We start from the raw sequence: 18145 nt of genomic DNA, 5'->3' as shown, positions 1-18145 counted from the left end.
GTTACTGACCCTGCTCCTTGTACTTTGCCTCGGTAGCGGCCTTCTGCGGCTGCCACCAGGCCTCGTTGTCGCGGTACCACTCGATGGTGGCTGCGAGCCCCTTCTCGAAGTCGGGGAACGAAGGCATCCAGCCGAGCTCAGTGCGGAGCTTGGTCGAATCGATCGCGTAGCGCAGGTCGTGGCCCGGGCGGTCGATGACGTGATCGTAGGCGTCGGCGGGCTGGCCCATGCCGGTGAGGATGAGCTCGAGCACATCCTTGTTGTTCTTCTCGCCATCCGCGCCGATGAGGTAGGTCTCGCCGATGCGGCCGGCTTCGACGATGCGGAGCACTGCGGAGGAATGGTCGTCTGCGTGAATCCAGTCGCGTACGTTGAGGCCTTCGCCGTAAAGCTTCGGGCGTTCGCCCACGAGGATGTTCGTGATCTGGCGGGGGATGAACTTCTCGACGTGCTGACGCGGGCCGTAGTTGTTCGAGCAGTTCGAGAGCGTGGCCTGCACGCCGAACGAGCGCACCCAGGCGCGCACGAGCATGTCGCTGCCGGCCTTGGTGCTGCTGTAAGGGCTCGACGGGTTGTACGGCGTCGATTCGGTGAAACGGTTCGGGTCATCGAGTTCGAGGTCGCCGTAGACTTCATCGGTCGAGATGTGGTGGTAGCGCTTCTCGTGACGACGCACCGCCTCGAGCAGCGTGTAGGTACCGATGATGTTGGTGTCGAGGAACGGACGCGGGTCGTGCAGCGAGTTGTCGTTGTGGGACTCGGCGGCGTAGTGGACGACAATGTCGCTCGCGGCGACGAGCCCGTCGACGAGTTCAGCATCGCAGATGTCACCGTGCACGACTGAGACCCGGCTGTCGGGCAGGCCTGCGAGCGAGGCTTCGTTCCCTGCATAGGTGAACTTGTCGAGTACAGTCACAACATCGTCGGTGTTCGCGACGAGGTAGTGAACGAAGTTCGATCCGATGAAGCCGGCTGCACCGGTCACGAGAATCTTGCGGGCCACGGCGGTCCTCCAGACAATGAGACAGAACAGCGCCGGGGTGGGCGCACGCATCCCATCCTAACTTCGTCGGCGAGCGCGATGCCTGTGGACTCGTGCCAGTGCCCTAATTCGAGCGCTGGGCGGCGCGTACTTTGAGCGTGCCTCGCACTCGCAGACCTGCTGTAATCACCCAGCGGAGCGGAGCATTGAGCGCTCCCGCATAGCGCTTCGACATGAACCTGATCGCACTGTTGGTCATCTTGCGCTCAACCGCGACGGCATGCTTCTTCGTCGAATGGGCGCCGCTGTGCACGATGGCCACTGACGGTTCGAAGCGGTTCTCGTACCCAGCGCGGCCGATGCGGTACCCGAGGTCGATGTCCTCGAAATGCATCACGTAGCCCTCGTCCCAACCGTCGAGTTCGCGGTTCACGTCTGCACGGACCATGACTGCGGCGCCGGAGAGCCAGCCGCTCGGCCGCGGCGAGTCGTACTCCGTGGCGTTCTGGTACGCGCGACTCCAGGGGTTGCCTTTCCAGACCTTGCTGAAGAGTGCATGCCCGATGCCTGTCGAGACAGACGGAATGTTGCGTGCCGAGGGATAGACCGTTCCGTCTTCATTCAGAATCTTCGGGCCGATGGAGCCGAGCCGCTTGTCGGCAGTCAGAACGGCAGCGAGAGACTCTGCGGTTTCTTCGAGGAACACGACATCCGGGTTGCAATAGAAATAAGCATCGACGTCGCCGCCAACGGCCTGCGCCCCGGCATTCATGCCCGCGCCATAGCCCGGGTTAGTCGGAAGTGGAACGTACGCAGCACCGAACGTTCGGGCGATCTCGGCGACGTTCTCATGATCCGGCTTGTTGTCGACGACGACGACCGGATGGTGCGCCGAGTGGAATTCGCGAAGCGATTCGAGAAACTCGGTCAGGGCTTCGCCCGACCCGTAGCTCACGGTGATGAAAGCAACTCTGGGGTTCGCCATGGCCTTCATTCTAGATCGCAGCGAATCTCTCGAACTTGTGCGGAATGCCATTCGCGGCAGTGCTGAGGCGATGCGGAGCAGTGACCTCGTAGGATTGACTGCAGTTCTTGAAAGGAAGTGACCCCTATGAAGGGCATTATTCTTGCCGGTGGTTCCGGTACGCGCTTGTGGCCTATTACTAAAGGCATCTCGAAGCAGCTCATGCCGATCTATGACAAGCCGATGGTCTATTACCCCCTTTCGACCCTCATGATGGCAGGGGTTCGCGAAGTCCTCATCATCACGACTCCGGAGTACAACGAGCAGTTCCAGGCACTCTTCGGCGACGGGTCGCACCTCGGAATGCAGATCGAGTACGCAGTGCAGCCGTCGCCCGACGGACTCGCACAGGCCTTCATCATCGGCGAGGAGTTCATCGGCGACGATAGCGTCGCCTTGGTGCTCGGCGACAATATTTTCCATGGCGTGGGGCTCGGTACCAACCTGCGGAAGCACACTGAGATCGAAGGGGCGGTTGTTTTCGCGTATCACGTTTCCAGCCCGGAGGCATACGGCGTCGTCGAGTTCGATGACAACATGAAGGCGATCTCTATCGAAGAGAAGCCGACCGTTCCGAAGAGCAACTACGCGGTACCGGGGCTGTACTTCTACGACAACGACGTCGTGCGCATCGCGAAGACGATCACGCCGAGCGCTCGTGGGGAGCTCGAGATCTCGAGTGTGAACGAGGAATATCTCAACGCCGGCCGCTTGAACGTGCAGACGCTCGACCGTGGCACCGCGTGGCTCGATACCGGCACCTTCGAATCGATGATGCAGGCATCGGAATACGTTCGTGTCATCGAAGACCGTCAGGGATTCAAAGTCGGATGCATCGAAGAGATCGCATGGCGCAACGGCTGGATCGACGATGCGCAGCTCGCGGAGCTTGCACGGCCGCTGCTGAAGAGCGGATACGGGAAGTATCTCACCACGCTACGGTAAGGTTTATCTCTTGCGGCGCACGTCGTACTGCGTAATATCTGGAAAGGCAAAGCATGAATTCTGCCCCTGAGCGGTACGCTCGCCTGGCGCAGGAGCCGATGCGCATTGTCGGGTCGACGAGCAAGGGCTTGCGGCTTGCGAGCTCGTTGCGCGACCTCTGGATGAACCGGGCATTGCTGGGGCACCTGATTCGTCGAGATCTGAAGGCGCGTTACAAGGACAGCGTCCTGGGCGTGTTCTGGTCGCTCGCTCGCCCTCTCACACAGTTGCTGATCTACTACCTGGTTCTCGGCAAGTTCCTCGGTGCGGAACGGGGAATCCCGGACTTCGCTATTTACATCTTCACCGGACTCGCGGTCTACGGTCTCTTCGCCGAGATCCTGATGTCGGGCTCCTCCGCGGTCGTAGACAATAGTGGCCTGGTGAAGAAGGTGTATTTCCCGCGCGAGATCCTCCCGCTCTCATCAGTCGGCTCGGCTCTCGTCAACTTTGCTATTCAGCTCACGATTCTTCTGATCGCGATGCTGGTGCTCCGGAGCTCCCCCACTTGGGACAAGCTCGGATACCTCGTACCGGCATTTCTTCTCGCCCTCATGCTTGCGACGTCGATGACATTGGTCCTCGCCGCGATGAACGTCTACTTGCGGGACGTTCAATATCTCGTCGAGGTCGGAACCATGGTGCTGATGTGGGCTTCTCCGATCGTGTACAGCTGGTCGATGGTGAAGGGCATTCTCGGGGAAGGGATCCTGCTGTCCCTGTATACGGCGAACCCTCTTACCGTCTCGGTCCTGGGGTTCCAGCGCGCGCTCTGGGGGGCCGGGAACGACCCAGGGTTCTTCCCGGATGGCCTCTGGTCCATGCTCTGGGTGGAGTGCGGCTTCGCTGCGATCCTTCTCTGCGGGGCGTACATGCTGTTCCGTCGCATGCAGGGCAACTTCGCCCAGGCCCTCTGATTTTCCGCGACGTCTACCGCGAGATATGGAAGTGAAATGAGCAGCTCTGAAACTGCCCGGCCGATTGTGGTTTCGGTCGAAGGGGTCTCGAAGGAATTCAAGATCCGCCAGGACAATTCCTTCAAGGAACGGGTGGTCACCTTCGGTAGGCGTGGCAGGGAGCACCGTGAGGAGTTCTGGGCGCTCAACGATGTGAGCATTCAGATCGAAGCCGGGCACACGGTCGGCCTGATCGGGCATAACGGATCGGGCAAGAGCACTCTGCTCAAGATGATCGGCGGGATCTTGAGCCCGACCAGTGGGACCGTATCGACGAGGGGCCAGATGGCTGCGCTGCTCGAGCTCGGCGCCGGTTTCCACCCCGACCTCACCGGCCGGGAGAACGTCTACTTGAATGCGTCGATGCTCGGGCTTACCGAAGAGCAGATCGCTTCCCGTTTCGATGACATCGTTGAGTTCTCCGAGATCGGCCAGTTCATCGACACTCAGGTAAAGTTCTATTCGTCTGGAATGTACGTTCGGCTCGCTTTCGCCGTCGCCGTGCACACCGACCCGGACGTGCTTCTTGTCGATGAGGTGCTTGCTGTCGGCGACGAAGCGTTTCAGAAGAAGTGCTTGGACCGTATCCGTCAGTTCCAGCAGGAAGGTCGTACGATCATCCTGGTCACCCACACCCTCTCGACCGTAGAAGAAATGTGCGACCAGGCCGTGCTTCTCGATCACGGACGGGTCTTCTACTCCGGATCACCGGCAGTCGCCGTGAACGAGTTCCGGAGGATCCTCGAGGAGCATCGCCTGCATGTCGCGGGGCGGTCAGAAGCAACGAAGAGAACCGGCCGAGTGGTCGGGGCCATGGCGAAGCCTCTACACGGCAAAGTCGGTCAGCAATTCGTTCCCGGGGATAGCCTCGAATTGACCGTTGACCTTCGGTCAGAGGAGCCATTGGAAGACTGGGATCTCGTGATCAGCGTCGCCCCGGTCGGGGGAGGCACGGAGGTGTTCGAGACGAGCACTGCACGTCTTCAGCCCTCTGCCGTTCCGGTTGAAGGGCTTCGGCGGCTCTCCTTCGTGCTCGATGACATGCATGCCGGGCCGGGGACCTACTCGATCCAGCTCGCGCTTCGGGATGCCGACGGAGTGGAGATCCACACGTTCCCGGATGCAGCGACTATCACCGTCGAACCGGATCCGCTGTACAGCGGTGTGATCTACGGCAAGCCGCGACTGCTCGACCATGGTCGGGTCGACCTCGAAGGCTGAAAAGACCTACTCGTCGCGGTCGCCGGTCACGCGGTGCTCGCTCAGAACGAATCGCGCACGGCAGCTGTGACTCTGCGGATCTCGTCCGGCTGCATGTCCGTGAGCACGGGCAGGGAAACGATCCTATCCGCGATCGATTCGCTGTGCTCCAGACTCACCATTTGCGGGAACTGCTCGAGCCACGGCTGCCGGTGCAGGAGGGGTGCGTAGTACGCACGGGCCTCCACCGAAGCGTTTTGCAAAGAAGCGAACACGCGAGGTGCGGAAGCCTGGTGATCGACGATCATCGAAGCGAAACAGATCGAGGAGCGTTCGATGTTCGTGGGGAACGAAACCGGTAGTGTTGCGAACTCATCGGAGTATTGACGGAGGACGGCCTTCCGCTTCGTCAACGTATCCTCGAAGTCGGTGAGCTGATGGCGACCGATTGCCGCGTTGAGCTCTTGCAGCTTTCCGTTCAGACCGACAGCAATAGCTCCGACACCGGCAGCGAATCCGAAGTTCGTGAAGCTTCGGAGGTTCTCCGCAAGGGTGTGATCTCGCGTGGTGACCGCTCCGCCTTCACCGATCGCGAATGGCTTCGTGGCATGGAACGAGAACACCTCGCAGTCGCCTCGTGAACCGAGTCGCTCCCCGTCTGGGTACTCGGAGCCGAAACCTGCGGCGGAGTCGAGGATGAGCGGGATCCCGTGTGAGCTCGCCAATTCCTCCCAAGCGTCGATATCGGCAGCCCCGACTCCGAAGGTCTGAGTCAGGAGGATCGCTCGAATCCGCGGATTCTTCTCGTGCAGAGCATTGAACGAATCCAAGTCTGGCTGAAGCGTCACCGGGTCGATATCGAACCATGCAGGTCGATAGCCGTGCCAGATGACTGCCTGCGCTCCGGCCGCGAAAGTGAACGTGGCTACCGCGATCGATTCAGTGTTATCGCCGCGTGGAAGTAGCCCGGCGAGTGCCGCCATCAGGCCTGTTGTCGCATTATTCATCGTGACGACAGCGAGCTCGTCATCGCCGATGAAGTCGGCGATCTCGGTGCGGAATGCCTGCTCGATCGGCCCGAAGTTCGAGAACCAATTGGCTTCGGAGATTCGTTCGAGATCGTGCGAGAGCACCTGCGCAGTGGGAAGAGCCGGGCGAATGAATGGGATAAGTGCAGACATGCAGGTATGGATGCCTCTCGTTGAGGGGTGAAACCTCAGTCAGCTTAGCTGAGGCGGTTACGCTGGTTCCAATAACTACCCATGAGGTTCGTGAGCGAGGCGCAGAGATTGAACGATTTGCGAGGCAGCAGCCGCAAAGTAGGTTTCCTTGGGGCAGGCGGACAAGCCATTGAGATGCTGGACTACTGTCAGGATGAGGTCCAGTTCTTCGCAGTCGAGCGACAGTTTCTTCAATCCGAAGAACACGTCCCGAGAACTGTAGATATCGCAGAGCCTGGAGAAGCGTTTGCGCAGTCTCCGGTGATTGCGGCGATCGGGGCGCCTGGCCTCAAACGCATGCTTCTGGACCGATGGGCGGGTGTGCATTACGGGAGGGTCATTGCGGCAGACGCGACGATCGCTGCAAGTGCCAGGATAGGCGCAGGCGTAGTGATCGCCCCAGGCGCCAAAGTCATGGCGAGAGTCGTGCTGGGCGATCACGTGCTGGTGAACACCGGGGCAATCATCAGTCACGAATGCGTGGTCGGCAATTACGCCACCGTATCTCCGGGTGCAGCACTGGGCGGCCGCTGCATCCTCGAACAGGGCGTCTTCGTGGGAATTGGCGCAACCCTTCGCGATGGAGTGCGAATCGGTGAAGGCGCGGTGATCGGTGCAGGTGCGGTTGTGATCGATGACGTGGCGCCGGGAACAGTGGTCGTTGGCAGTCCCTCGCGGGAGCTGCGAAAGCTGGATGACTGGCTCACCGCACTGTGACTGAATTCACTCCCCGGCTGCGTCCTTCGCATGGTAGGGGAGCATATGGACAGTAGTGACGTAGTCCTCGGTGCTCGACATGCGAACGCCAATGTCCTTCATGCGGCGGATAAGGTTCCAGTCGCCTGGCTCGTCGACTCTCCAGCTCTCGGTGTCGTACTCCATGAACCGCAGACCGGAATGGTAGATGGCGGCTTGCATGCTGATCTGTCCTGCGACGGGGGGATCGCTGTAGATGCGTGCTTCGTCTCCGGTGAGCAGGCGCTTCTGCCGGATCGCTCCATATGCGAACTCGGCACGGGAGGAGCGCGCGACATCGAGCAATCGCTCGATGTGATCTGAGTCGAATTCGTCGTCGTCGTCGAGCGGAGCGATCCAGCTGCCCCGAGCGAGTTCTGCGCCACGATTCATGCCCGGAGAGCCGGCGACCATCCAACGAAGGTGCGGGTCCTCAGGGTATCTACTTCTCGTCGGGAACTCTTCGTACCGGATGCGGCTGTCTCCGATCGCCTCGACAGCGGCGCGAGTTTCCGTGTTCGGACCGTCGTTGACGATGATCAGTTCCCAGTTCGTGTGACTCTGAGCCTGGACCGATGGAATAGCCCGATTCACCAATGCCTCGGTGTCGCGGTAGCTTGCAATCCGAACCGATACCAGTGGGAGCTCCTCCTCCCAGGCAGCGTTGTAGTCAGAACTCTCCCGCATCCCCTGTAGGAGCTCGATCATCTCGTTCGGTCTGGCCCGCTCGAGTCGATCGCTCTCGATCTCGACTCGAACTCGTCTGGACAGGAACTGGAGCAGCTCGTCTTCCTGCTGCCAGCGGACCCGGATCTCCGCGAGCATTGCGGTCATCTGTGCTCCGAGCGCATTGACCTCCTGACGCATTTCCTGACGATTTGCGACGGCGGCGTCGAGGATCTCGGCGGCACGCTGTTGAGCTGCCGACTCCTGGTTCTCGGCCAGACGCTGAATGCCGGCCAGGCGCAGTGCGCGGTTCTTGACGCGGCTGCCTACGTTGCCGACAGAGCCCGGGGCAGGAGAATCGGGGTTATGCGAGATGTTCATACCTATAGTCTCCTATGAAGTCACAGTGGCGCAGCGCAGGGTCTTGCTTGAGCCGGGACCCGCGTTGACGGCGAACACGCACACCTCATGCGAACCCGGTGTGGCTGGGATGCGGGCCCCGAACCCATGATTCAAACCGACTTCGGGCATCAGCTGTGCCATTGCTGAATATGGTGCATTTGCGGGAACAACGTACCACTGCGTCCCGTCGACCCTGACGTGCAGATCAATGGGGTCGGTGGTGTCGGGATCGGCGGCCCAACCCCACATGCTGATCTGACCGGGCAAGCCGATGAGTTCCTTCACCTCGCCACGAGGGTCGCTGCTCGGAACGACGACGTCCTGGCACTTTAGCGTCGTGTTCGAGCCGGCGCCCTGGTTGATCGCGTAGACGCAGACCTTGTTGCTGCCGGGATCGGCCGGGATGACCGCTCCGAAACCGTGGTTCGTGCCGTGATTCGGATAGCTCGCCTGGGTCGACAGATTCTGCGCGTTCGCAGGTACAACGGCCCAACGTCCGTTAATGGATACGTGCAGGTCGATCGGGTTCACCGTGTCCGGGTCGAGGGCCCAACCCCACATCTTGATGACGCCGGATTCACCCCACATCTCCTTCACCTGTCCGACGGGGCTTCCGCTCGGCACGGTTACAGTGCGGCACCCCAATGTGGTGTTGCTGCCTGGGCCCTGGTTGATCGCGTACACGCAGACCTTATTCGATCCGGCGTCAGCGGGAATCCTCGCGCTGAAGCCGTGGTTGGTTCCGTGATTCGGGTACAGCCCCTGCGTCGACAGGTTCTGAGCATCGGCGTTCACAACTGCCCATCGGCCATTGATCGAGACATGCAGCACGATCGGGTCGACAGTGTCAGGATCGAGCGCCCAACCCCACATGCTGATGGTCCCAGGAGTCGCCCAGAGGTCTCCGAGCTTGCCTGCGGGTGAGCCGTCGGGCACGGTGAGTTCCTGACAGCCGAGTAGGCGGTCTGCGCCTGAGCCGATGTTCTTCGCGTACACGCAGACTTGCTGCGCACCGGGCGGTGCGGTGAACGCGAGGCCGAACCCGTGGTTGGGTCCGGACCCCGGATACAGGGCCTCGGCGCTGCCATTCGGGGCGTTGGCGGTCGTGGCTGCCCAGGACGGGCCGAACTTGACATGTATCTGGAGCGGCGCCTGACGGTCGTCGAGGTCGACCGCCCAGCCCCAGAGGTGGATGGTGTTATTCGTCGCCCACAAGTCTTTCAGCTCGCCGAAGGGGGTTCCGTCTGGCGCCTGGGCGTTGCCGAACCACGTGGTGAAGAGCAGGTAGAAGTTTCGGTTGCCATAGGTGGAGCAGGAGTCTCCGGTGCCCCATCCTGCATCGAGTGCTGCTTGGTTCGGGCGATACGGCGTATAGATGTACAGAGCGGCAGTCGCCCAATTCTCGATGTAGACCTGCGACGTACCGCAGGCGACATTCGGATGCCACTGGATGGTGTTCCATCCCGGGCGATAGTTGTAGTTATTCGGATGCGCCTTGTAGACCTTGATCTGCCAGGCCGCTCGGTAGACCTGCTGCATGAACCCGGTCTGGGAGGGGTCGCAGTTCGCCGAGTTGTTCGGTCCGCTGTCCGGGCAGGCGTACCCCATGGCGACATTGAACTGGCGCACTGTGGGCCAGGTGTCGGAGACGAGCGACTGTTCCTTCTCGAGCATGACGAGCAGCGTCTTCTGGCTGACCCCGCAGGATCGAGCCGCCTTCGTGATGATCGTCGCTGCGCTCTCGGAAGGGCTGCCCGCGTAACTCGCGCAGTACGCATTCGCGGCCCGGGACGATGTAGAGAAGTAGGCGTCCTTCAAGCAGTTGCTTGCGACGGTCGTGCCGTAGATGGCCGTGCCCGGTGCGCGACCAGGGTCGCCGATTGTGCAACGGGGCACCTGCTTATTGAGGAATGCCTGAACCTCTGCAGCAGTCATCGCGTTGCTGTTATAGAAGTTCTCATCGCTGATGATGTTGCCGGGATTGAAGCCGGTGACAGGAGCTGCCTGCGCTGGAGTGCCTGCAACTGCGCCAAAGCTGAGAAGCAGCGACAAGGCGAAGAGTCCGGTGAGCAGTCTGTGTCGTAGACTAGACCGTGACCGTCTCTGCGTCATTCTAGGTAGCCTCCTGGTAGCACCGACCATATCCGAATAAGTGTAGTGTGCTTTCGTTTTGAGCAGTGTGCCTGGTCGACCGTTGTCGGTCCCACCTACGAAAGCGCTGTGTGCAGTCCCATCAGGAAGATGCGGGCTGACGTTTGAAACCGAGCGAAGGAAGACAATCCGTGGAATCTCTAGATGTGCAGTCGGTCGTCTATACGAATGACCCTGCCGATCTGCTCCGAGCTGCAGAAGCTGTGAGCAATTCGGCACGCATCGCTCGGGGCTCCGGGCTCCTGGGGGATTGGGCATTTCGACTGGGCGATGGCAGTCCGGTACCCGTTCTCGGAGACGGCCATCTCGAGCAGATTCGGTCCCTTGTCGAAGCGCAAGGCGGCGAGTTCGAACATGATGTGTTCGGCGACAACCTCGGGTCCGCCGGCGGGCACAACCGTCTGGCGAAGCTCGGCTCGCACTCTCAACTGGTGATCCTAAACCCCGACGCGCTCATGGACCCGAATACTCTTTCTGTACTTCTGCGAACGGCTGCGGAAGACATCGGTTTTATCGAGGCGCGCCAGATCCCCGTCGAGCATCCGAAGGAGTATGACACTCTTACCGGCGACACCGAGTGGGGCTCCACCGCCTGCGCCCTGATTCCCCGCGCTCTCTTCGAAGAGCTCGAGGGGTTCGACTCCGAGACCTTCTTCCTCTACTGCGACGATGTCGATTTCTCCTGGCGCGTCCGTCTGGCGGGCAAGCGCGTCGTGTATCAAGCCGCAGCACGCCTCTTCCACGACAAGCGTTTGACTCCGACAGGTGACTGGCCTTCATCGAATGCGGAGCGCTACTACTCCGCTGAAGCCGCGCTGCTGCTCGCGTTCAAGTACTCGCGGGATGACGTGCTCAAGCAGAACCTCCGCGCGTTCTCTCGTTCGAGCAATCCCGACCTGCAGAAGGCGCTGGCCGCATTCGAACAGCGTCGCGCGCAGGGCAAGCTGCCCGCGCGCATTGACGCGGAGAACGAAGTGGCCAGGTTCGTGGCCGGCAACTACACCGAGCACCGCTACTAGAAGGGCATGTGAAGATGACGGATGATGCGTTTGACGTGCACAGCCCCGCCGCTGAGCGATGGCTCGAAGATATCGCCGGTAGCAATGCAGACGAGCGGCTGAAGAAGTCGCTCGCCGAGGTGCTGAGTGTATTGAAAGCCGGGCGAGAGATCGATGAGGATCGGCCGTTTCTGTCGGTCGTGATGCGCACTCAGGGTAAGAAGCTTGAAGCGCTGCAGGATGCGCTTCTGACTCTGGTCGGCCAGACCGATCAGGACTTCGAACTCCTGTTAATGGCGCACAATACCGATGAAGCAGTCCTGTCGTCGCTTCGGGAGATCGTCGACTGGCAGATGCCGAGCTTCAGGTCTCGTGTTCAGCTCATCGATGTGCAGGGCGGCGGCCGTTCGCGCCCGCTGAATGAAGCCATCGAGGTGGGCCGCGGTCGATACTTCGTCTTCTTCGATGACGACGACATGGTGTTCGGCAATTGGGTTGAGGCCTTCCACAGCGCCGCCGAGCAGAACCCGAGCCGATTGCTGCGTGCGATCGCTTCGACGCAGAAGGTTCGCTCCGAAGTGTGGCCCGGCGGAGTCCTGGGGTTCCGCACGCTGACGTGGCCGAAAGCCGAGTATCTTCGTAACTTCGAGTACGAGCGGCATCTCGAGGTCAACCACTCGCCATTCATGTCCGTGGCGTTCCCCCGCGAGCTGTTCTTCCTCTGGGGAGAGCGCTTCGACGAAGTGCTGGATGTCTGCGAGGACTGGGACCTCATCCTCCGCGGCGCATTTCTGCTCGGCGTGCACTCGATCGACGAGCTGACTGCAATATACCGACTCTGGACCGGTGTGACGTCGAGCTACACCGAGCATGACCGCGCATCGTGGAAGGCGTCGGAGGATCGTGTCCGGAAGAAGCTGAACTCTCGCCCGTCGATTCTGCCCGAGGGCGCACCGGCGTCGATCGTGGAATCCGTGAAGCAAGTAGAGGATCGTGCCGTTGTCGATATGCAGGTCGTGAACGACTTCTTGAACAGCACGTCATGGAAGGTGACCGCGCCCCTGCGGAAGGTGACGCGCAAGGTACGCAGCCTGCGCGGGAAGTAGCGCGCAGAACACAAAGGGCGCGTGCGGTATACACCGCACGCGCCCTTTGTTCGTATCGCCTAAGGGGCGACCGTGGCTTTCTCTGCCGGTGGTTGACTGACTCTGTCGGCGCTGCGGCCGGTGGCCAACCGAGTGCGGCGCAGTGCGGGGCGCTCGACGAGGTACCAGCTGCTGACAGCGAAGACGGCGGTGATCGACAGAGCAAGAACGCTGAACAGTATCGGCCCGAGCGTGACGAGGCCGAACACCGCTAGGAGCTGCTGCACAGGGAATGCGTACACGTAGATGCCGTAGGAGACATCGTTCTGCGCGATCCACTTGGGTTGAGGAATCACAGTGGAGAGCCAGAGCAGGCCGTAGGCGAGCAGCGGCGCGAGCAGCTCGGCCGTCCAACTCGGGCCGAACTCGATCCCGAAGATCACGATGAGCAGGGACGCTACGCCGGAGAGCCAGTGGAGACCGAAGTACGGGAGCAGGACTCTTGCGACGGCGCCGCCGAGGAAGTACGGCAAGAGCATCGCCAGCAGCCGGAAAGAGGGGTTGCCATCCACGAATGACAGGAAGAAATCGATCTTCGCGTAGACCAGCACCGATACGAAGAACGCGAGGATGATCGGCCACACGGAAGTGCGCGCGCGGCGCCAGATCAGGAAGACGCCGACGAAGATATAGCAGAGGAACTCGTAGTAGAGAGTCCAGAGTGAGCCGTTCCAAGCATCAGGGTACGGGACGTACGAAAGCGTATCGCCGATCGCGTAGGTGCGCACCTCGAGGAAGAGATTCAAGAAGATATAGCTCATCGGGCTCGTGCCGGTTCGCAGGTACCCGCTGAGAGTCCCGTGATTGATGAAGTGCGCGATCGGCCCGAACAGGAACGCGGTCACGAGGAGTACCACGATGAAGGCCGGGAAGATCCTTCCGATGCGCAGGATCAGGAAGTCGGCGAAGCGGGAACGCTGGCGGCTCGCCGTGATGAGGTATCCGCTGACCGCGAAGAATCCGGCCACCGCCCAGACCCCAAGGTGCTGATCGCCGAGGAGCGGCTGCGATTCCGGCGGGAGCCCGATGATGAAGTAGGTGTGGGCGAAAAGGACGAGCGAGGCCAGAAACAACCTGATGAGGTTCAGGCTGTTGTTCTTCGGGTCCAGCGGTGCGCCGAACTTCGGACGGCTCGAGGTCTTACCTTTCGTGGGCTCTGCCATCGCGACCTTAGGCGGGCTGGACATCGGGCTGCTCGTTGATCCAAGCAGCGAGACGATGGATGCCTTGAGCGAGATCGACCTGGGGCTCCCAGCCGAGCACCTCGCGGGCGCGCGAGATGTTCGCCCATGCATGGCGGACGTCGCCGAGGCGGTATGCGCCGTTGACGTGGGGCGCAGGGGCGCCGTACTCCGCGCTGATGAGCTGTGCTGCATCGCCGATGGTGTGCATCGTGCCGAGTCCAATATCGATCGGCTCGCTGTCGACGCCGGCGACGCTCGCGGCAGCAACGACAGCGCTGGCGACGTCATCGATGAGGATGAAATCACGACGGACTTCACCGTCTTCGTAGAGCGGGATCGACTTGCCGCCCATAGCCATACGGCAGAACAGCGACATGATGCCGGTGTACGGGTTGATCAGTGACTGCCCGGGGCCATAGACGTTCTGCAGGCGCACGATGACCGCCTCGATGTCGAACGATTCGGCCCAGGTGCGCACGAGATGCTCCTGGGCGAGCTTCGTGGCGGCATAGACGCTCACCGGGCTCGGATTCACGACCAAGGCATCCATCGCGACGGGAGCGAGTCCCTCGAAGTCCCACTGCGCAGCCTCGAGCTGTGCTACGGAACGCTGACCCGGGTAGTGCAGCGCACCCTCGGCATCGGCCCATGCGCCTTCACCGTACACGGCACGGCTGCTCGTTAGCACGATTCGCTGAGGCATGGCCTCATTGCGACGGAACGCATCGAGCATCTGGGTCGTGCCGACGACGTTCACGGTCGCATGGCGAGTGGATTCGCTCAGGGACTGACCAGTTCCGGTCTCTGCCGCAAGGTGGATGACGGTATCGGGCTTGAAATTGCTGAGCACGCGATCCCAGTCCTCAGCCGAACTGACATCTCCGACGACGAGTTCGACACGGCTATCGAGCTCTGTCGGGCGTTCGCCAGTCGCGTGGATCTGCGGGTGCAGGTTGTCGAACGCGACAATCTGAGTGGCCGTATCGAGGAGCGAAGAGATCGCTGTGCCGATGAAGCCTGCCCCACCGGTGACGAGAGTGCGCCCAAGGGGGCGATGGGCAAGGTCTGTTCCGGTCACAAATCACTCCTAGACGAATCGATGCGGAAGGGCCGCACCTCACTATTATTGCCGACCACCCCGGGATATAGGCGAATTCGCCAGTGCAACCCGGGCCGATCAGGAGCGCCGAAAGGCGAGCAACTACGATGGCTGTAGATATAACGTGAGGCTCGTGACCTGTCCTACGCCTGCTTCACCGGGAGCAATCCGGCTTTTCGCCTAGAGGAGATCGAACTACATGAACGCAGACCATTCGTCGGTTTCCATCGTGCTCGTCAATTTTCGTGGAGCGGAAGACACGATCGAAGCCGTTCGCCATCTGGACAGTATCGACTGGCCGAAGGCGCAGCTCGAGATCGTTGTCGTCGAGAACGCTTCGGGAGACGACAGCGCCGAGCGGATCGCAGCGGCCGCTCCTCACGTAAAGCTCATCAAGTCAAAGGAGAATCTCGGGTTCGCCGGCGGCTGCAACCTCGGGGTGAAACACAGCACCGGCGACATCGTCGGCTTCCTCAACAACGATGCGAAGCCCGACACCGGGTGGGTGCGCGAGGCAGTGCGCCGATTCGACGAATCATCGAGAATCGGCGCAGTGGCGAGCCGAGTGCTGAACTGGGAAGGCGACAAGGTCGACTTCATCGATGCCGGTCTCACGTGGTTCGGTATGGGCTACAAACCGTATTCCGGGCTCGAGATCCCAGACAAGCCCGACCTGCCGCACGACGTGCTCTTCGGTACCGGATCGGCGATGTTCGTGCGCCGCGGGGTGTACGAGGAGCTCGGCGGCTTCGACGAGCGATTCTTCATGTTCTTCGAGGACGTCGACTTCGGCTGGCGGCTGAACCTCAAGGGCTACCGCTATGCCTACGAACCCGCATCGCTCGCCTTCCACAAGCACCACGCGAGCATGGACAAGCTCGGGGCGTACAAGGAGACCTACCTGCTCGAGCGCAATGCGCTCTACACGCTCTACAAGAACCTCGGTTCGGAGCAGATCGATGAAACCCTCGCAGCGACCTTGCTGCTCGCAGTCCGTCGGAGCATCACTCGAGGCGACCTGGACTCGACGTCGTACGACATTCGCAATGCAGGAGCCGATCACGAGCTGACCGAAGCGATCTCGAAGGACACGATCGCAACGCTCTACGCGATCGACCAGTTCATTCAGGAGCTTCCGTCGCTCACCGCTTCCCGGAAAGAGATCCAAGCGACCCGAGTGAAGCCAGAGCATGCGATGCATAAGCTCTTCCTCGAAACGAATGCCCCGTCATTCGTCGGGAAGGAATTCATGAAGGGATATCGACATATCACTGAATCGTTCGACGTGCTCAACGAGCCGGCGCGCACACGGGTGCTCATCATTACGGGCGACCCGCTCGGCGTGAAGATGGCGGGCCCCGCGATCCGAGCCTGGCACATGGCCGAAGCTCTCGCTCCCGACAACGATGTGCGGATTGTCAGCCTCGCCGGCAACGAACCACTCGACGCGGACTTCGAGATCGATACCGTGAAGCCCGGCGACAACAAGGCGATGGCTCAGCACGAGGACTGGGCTGACGTCATCATCTTCCAGGGCCTTGCGATGGCGCTCTTCCCGTCGATCCGCAAGACCCAGAAGGTACTCGTCGTCGACATCTACGACCCGATGCACCTCGAACAGCTCGAACAGGGCCGCCCGCAGGGCGAGGAAGCGTGGACTCGCGCCACCGCCGACGCGACGACGGTGCTCAACGAGCAGCTCACCCGCGGCGACTACTTCCTGTGCGCCTCCGAACGCCAGCGGCACTTCTACCTCGGGCAGCTCGCAGCCCTCGGCCGCATCAATCCCGCGAACTACGCCGACGACCCCGACCTCACCGGCCTCATCAGCGTCGTGCCGTTCGGCCTCGAGGCCGAGCCCCCTGCCCACGAGAAGAAGGTGCTGAAGGGCGTGCACCCGGGCATCGGTGAAAACGACAAGCTGCTGCTGTGGAGCGGCGGGCTCTACAACTGGTTCGATCCGATAGCCCTCATCCGTGCGGTCGCGAAGGTCGCCGAGACCCACCCCGAGGTGAAGCTCTACTTCCTCGGCACCAAGCACCCGCACCCGGGCGTGCCCGAGATGAAGATCGTCAGCGACTCGCGCGCCCTCGCCCAGGAGCTCGGCGTCGCAGACAGCAACGTCTTCTTCAACGGCTCATGGGTCGATTACAAGGACCGCGGCAACTATCTGGTCGAAGCCGACCTCGGCGTGAGCACCCATCACTCGCACATCGAGACCACCTTCAGCTTCCGCACCCGCATCCTCGACTACCTCTGGGCCGAGCTGCCCATGGTGGTTACCGAGGGCGACCACTTCGCCGAGCTCGTCGACGACCGCGGTCTCGGCCGCGCCGTGCCAGCGGGAGATGTGGATGCGCTCGCCGCAGCGATCGAAGATCTGCTGTTCGGCAAGGGCAAGCTGGCCGCCGCGCAGAAGGCAATCCGCAATGTACGCGGCGAATACGAGTGGGGCAATGTGCTCGAGCCCCTCGTCGACTTCGTCGGCAACGCGCACTATGCGGCCGATCGAGTGCGTCGCGGCGAAGTTCGCGTCGATGCCCCAGGTGCGAAGCGGCAGAAGCGACGGCGCCCTGCGGGCCAGAACGGCATCGTCGAGGACGTGCGCCGTGCGAGCCTGCTGCTGGTGCGTCAGGGGCCGGGTGCTGTCGTCCGTAAGGTCAAGCAGCGGCTCGGGCAGTAGGAACAGTTCGCTCCGGGATTCTTACGGGCGGGCCAACGGATGCGGGTTCGCTGCCAGAGTCTGCTCGAGAGCAAAGCTGCCGAGAGGCGCTTCGGGGTAATTGCTGAACTCGGACACCCAGATGTTGCCGTTGAACAGATAGGTCCGATACCAGGGTCCGCCAAGACCGCGGTCGTACGGCTCCATGTATGCCACGGTGTTCCCAGTGGCTGTCTTGGTGAACACAGAGTCGTCGAGCGCCGACGTAAGAGTTGCCCGTGCTGTATCCGTGATCTCGGTGACGATTACCTGCGTGAGACCGTCGGTGTCGGGCACTCCCCAGACGCACACCTTCGACTGCACGGCATTCATGAACGTATCGCTGGCGACCGGTCCTTCATATGGAGAGGCCTGCGGAAAAGCCTCAGAGGGAGTGACTTCGAACCCCGTATGGCCGGTGAGTGACCTGACCGTCTCGACGGGGATAAGGTCTGCGCAGTCTAGAAGCTGGATCGGAACGGGATCGGCAGCCGGCGTTTCGGTCGGGGACTCCTCGGATGTCTCCTTCGGCGTACTGGGCGACTGCGTTGCGACTGGTGGCGTCGTGGGCTTCGCTTGCGGAGGAGTCTCGGTGGAGCAGGCGCTCAGACCGACGAGGAGTGCCGCCGCACAGGCTGCGGCCAAGGCCTTGACGACACGTTGCTTGCTCATGGCCTGAGGCTATCCCAGAACTGGAG

15 protein-coding genes are annotated in these 18145 nt (G+C 61.5%); 7 read left to right on the top strand and 8 right to left on the bottom strand.

Annotated features, from left to right (window positions below):
* Position 1: 1 nt before the first annotated feature.
* Positions 2-1054 carry a dTDP-glucose 4,6-dehydratase gene (rfbB, locus tag NHL51_RS03555; protein WP_434141794.1) on the bottom strand — a complete coding sequence of 351 codons (1053 nt, stop codon included), beginning with the start codon at positions 1052-1054 and terminating at the stop codon, positions 2-4.
* A gap of 52 nt (positions 1055-1106) precedes the next feature.
* Complete coding sequence (locus NHL51_RS03550) at positions 1107-1967, bottom strand: glycosyltransferase (protein WP_434141793.1); 861 nt, start codon at positions 1965-1967, stop codon at positions 1107-1109.
* Between the two features lie 126 nt (positions 1968-2093).
* Between NHL51_RS03550 and rfbA the strand changes: the two genes are divergently transcribed.
* The 3 genes from rfbA to NHL51_RS03535 are packed head-to-tail and all read left to right on the top strand — an operon-like array spanning position 2094 to position 5167.
* Positions 2094-2951, top strand: coding sequence for a glucose-1-phosphate thymidylyltransferase RfbA (rfbA, locus tag NHL51_RS03545; protein WP_434141792.1), 858 nt, complete (start codon positions 2094-2096; stop codon positions 2949-2951).
* Positions 2952-3004: 53 nt separating this feature from the next.
* Complete coding sequence (locus NHL51_RS03540) at positions 3005-3907, top strand: ABC transporter permease (protein ID WP_434141791.1); 903 nt, start codon at positions 3005-3007, stop codon at positions 3905-3907.
* Between the two features lie 36 nt (positions 3908-3943).
* Entirely contained in the window at positions 3944-5167 is a 1224-nt protein-coding gene (locus tag NHL51_RS03535) for an ABC transporter ATP-binding protein (RefSeq protein ID WP_434141790.1), read from the top strand.
* 41 nt (positions 5168-5208) lie between these two features.
* Here the strand turns inward: NHL51_RS03535 and NHL51_RS03530 are convergent, their stop codons facing one another.
* Positions 5209-6327, bottom strand: coding sequence for a DegT/DnrJ/EryC1/StrS family aminotransferase (locus NHL51_RS03530; protein WP_434141789.1), 1119 nt, complete (start codon positions 6325-6327; stop codon positions 5209-5211).
* Between the two features lie 90 nt (positions 6328-6417).
* Here NHL51_RS03530 and NHL51_RS03525 point away from each other — a divergent pair, with 90 nt between their 5' ends.
* Positions 6418-7083, top strand: coding sequence for an acetyltransferase (locus tag NHL51_RS03525; RefSeq protein WP_434141788.1), 666 nt, complete (start codon positions 6418-6420; stop codon positions 7081-7083).
* 6 nt (positions 7084-7089) lie between these two features.
* On the opposite strand, the gene NHL51_RS03520 is transcribed toward NHL51_RS03525, so the two are convergent.
* The gene (locus tag NHL51_RS03520; protein ID WP_434141787.1) at positions 7090-8148 is read right to left on the bottom strand and encodes a glycosyltransferase family 2 protein; all 1059 of its coding nucleotides are present in this window, start codon (positions 8146-8148) and stop codon (positions 7090-7092) included.
* A gap of 12 nt (positions 8149-8160) precedes the next feature.
* A complete protein-coding gene (locus NHL51_RS03515; protein ID WP_434141786.1) occupies positions 8161-10221 on the bottom strand; it encodes a hypothetical protein in 2061 nt (686 codons plus the stop codon).
* 230 nt (positions 10222-10451) lie between these two features.
* Between NHL51_RS03515 and NHL51_RS03510 the strand changes: the two genes are divergently transcribed.
* A complete protein-coding gene (locus NHL51_RS03510) occupies positions 10452-11339 on the top strand; it encodes a hypothetical protein (RefSeq protein WP_434141785.1) in 888 nt (295 codons plus the stop codon).
* A gap of 14 nt (positions 11340-11353) precedes the next feature.
* Entirely contained in the window at positions 11354-12424 is a 1071-nt protein-coding gene (locus NHL51_RS03505; protein WP_434142187.1) for a glycosyltransferase family 2 protein, read from the top strand.
* A 59-nt stretch (positions 12425-12483) separates the two neighbouring features.
* On the opposite strand, the gene NHL51_RS03500 is transcribed toward NHL51_RS03505, so the two are convergent.
* Both NHL51_RS03500 and NHL51_RS03495 read right to left on the bottom strand, forming a co-directional pair.
* Positions 12484-13650, bottom strand: a complete 1167-nt coding sequence (locus tag NHL51_RS03500) for an acyltransferase family protein (RefSeq protein ID WP_434141784.1) — start codon at positions 13648-13650, stop codon at positions 12484-12486.
* Complete coding sequence (locus NHL51_RS03495; RefSeq protein ID WP_434141783.1) at positions 13634-14725, bottom strand: NAD-dependent epimerase/dehydratase family protein; 1092 nt, start codon at positions 14723-14725, stop codon at positions 13634-13636. Before NHL51_RS03495 ends, NHL51_RS03500 begins: the two co-directional genes overlap by 17 nt.
* Before the next feature lie 220 nt (positions 14726-14945).
* Between NHL51_RS03495 and NHL51_RS03490 the strand changes: the two genes are divergently transcribed.
* Positions 14946-17429, top strand: a complete 2484-nt coding sequence (locus NHL51_RS03490; RefSeq protein WP_434141782.1) for a glycosyltransferase — start codon at positions 14946-14948, stop codon at positions 17427-17429.
* Between the two features lie 21 nt (positions 17430-17450).
* On the opposite strand, the gene NHL51_RS03485 is transcribed toward NHL51_RS03490, so the two are convergent.
* Complete coding sequence (locus tag NHL51_RS03485; protein ID WP_434141781.1) at positions 17451-18119, bottom strand: hypothetical protein; 669 nt, start codon at positions 18117-18119, stop codon at positions 17451-17453.
* Between the last annotated feature and the right edge of the window lie 26 nt (positions 18120-18145).

The organism is Leucobacter sp. gxy201 (genome assembly GCF_051043335.1).
Taxonomy (GTDB): domain Bacteria; phylum Actinomycetota; class Actinomycetes; order Actinomycetales; family Microbacteriaceae; genus Leucobacter.
This window is presented reverse-complemented; position numbering and strand designations above follow the sequence as displayed.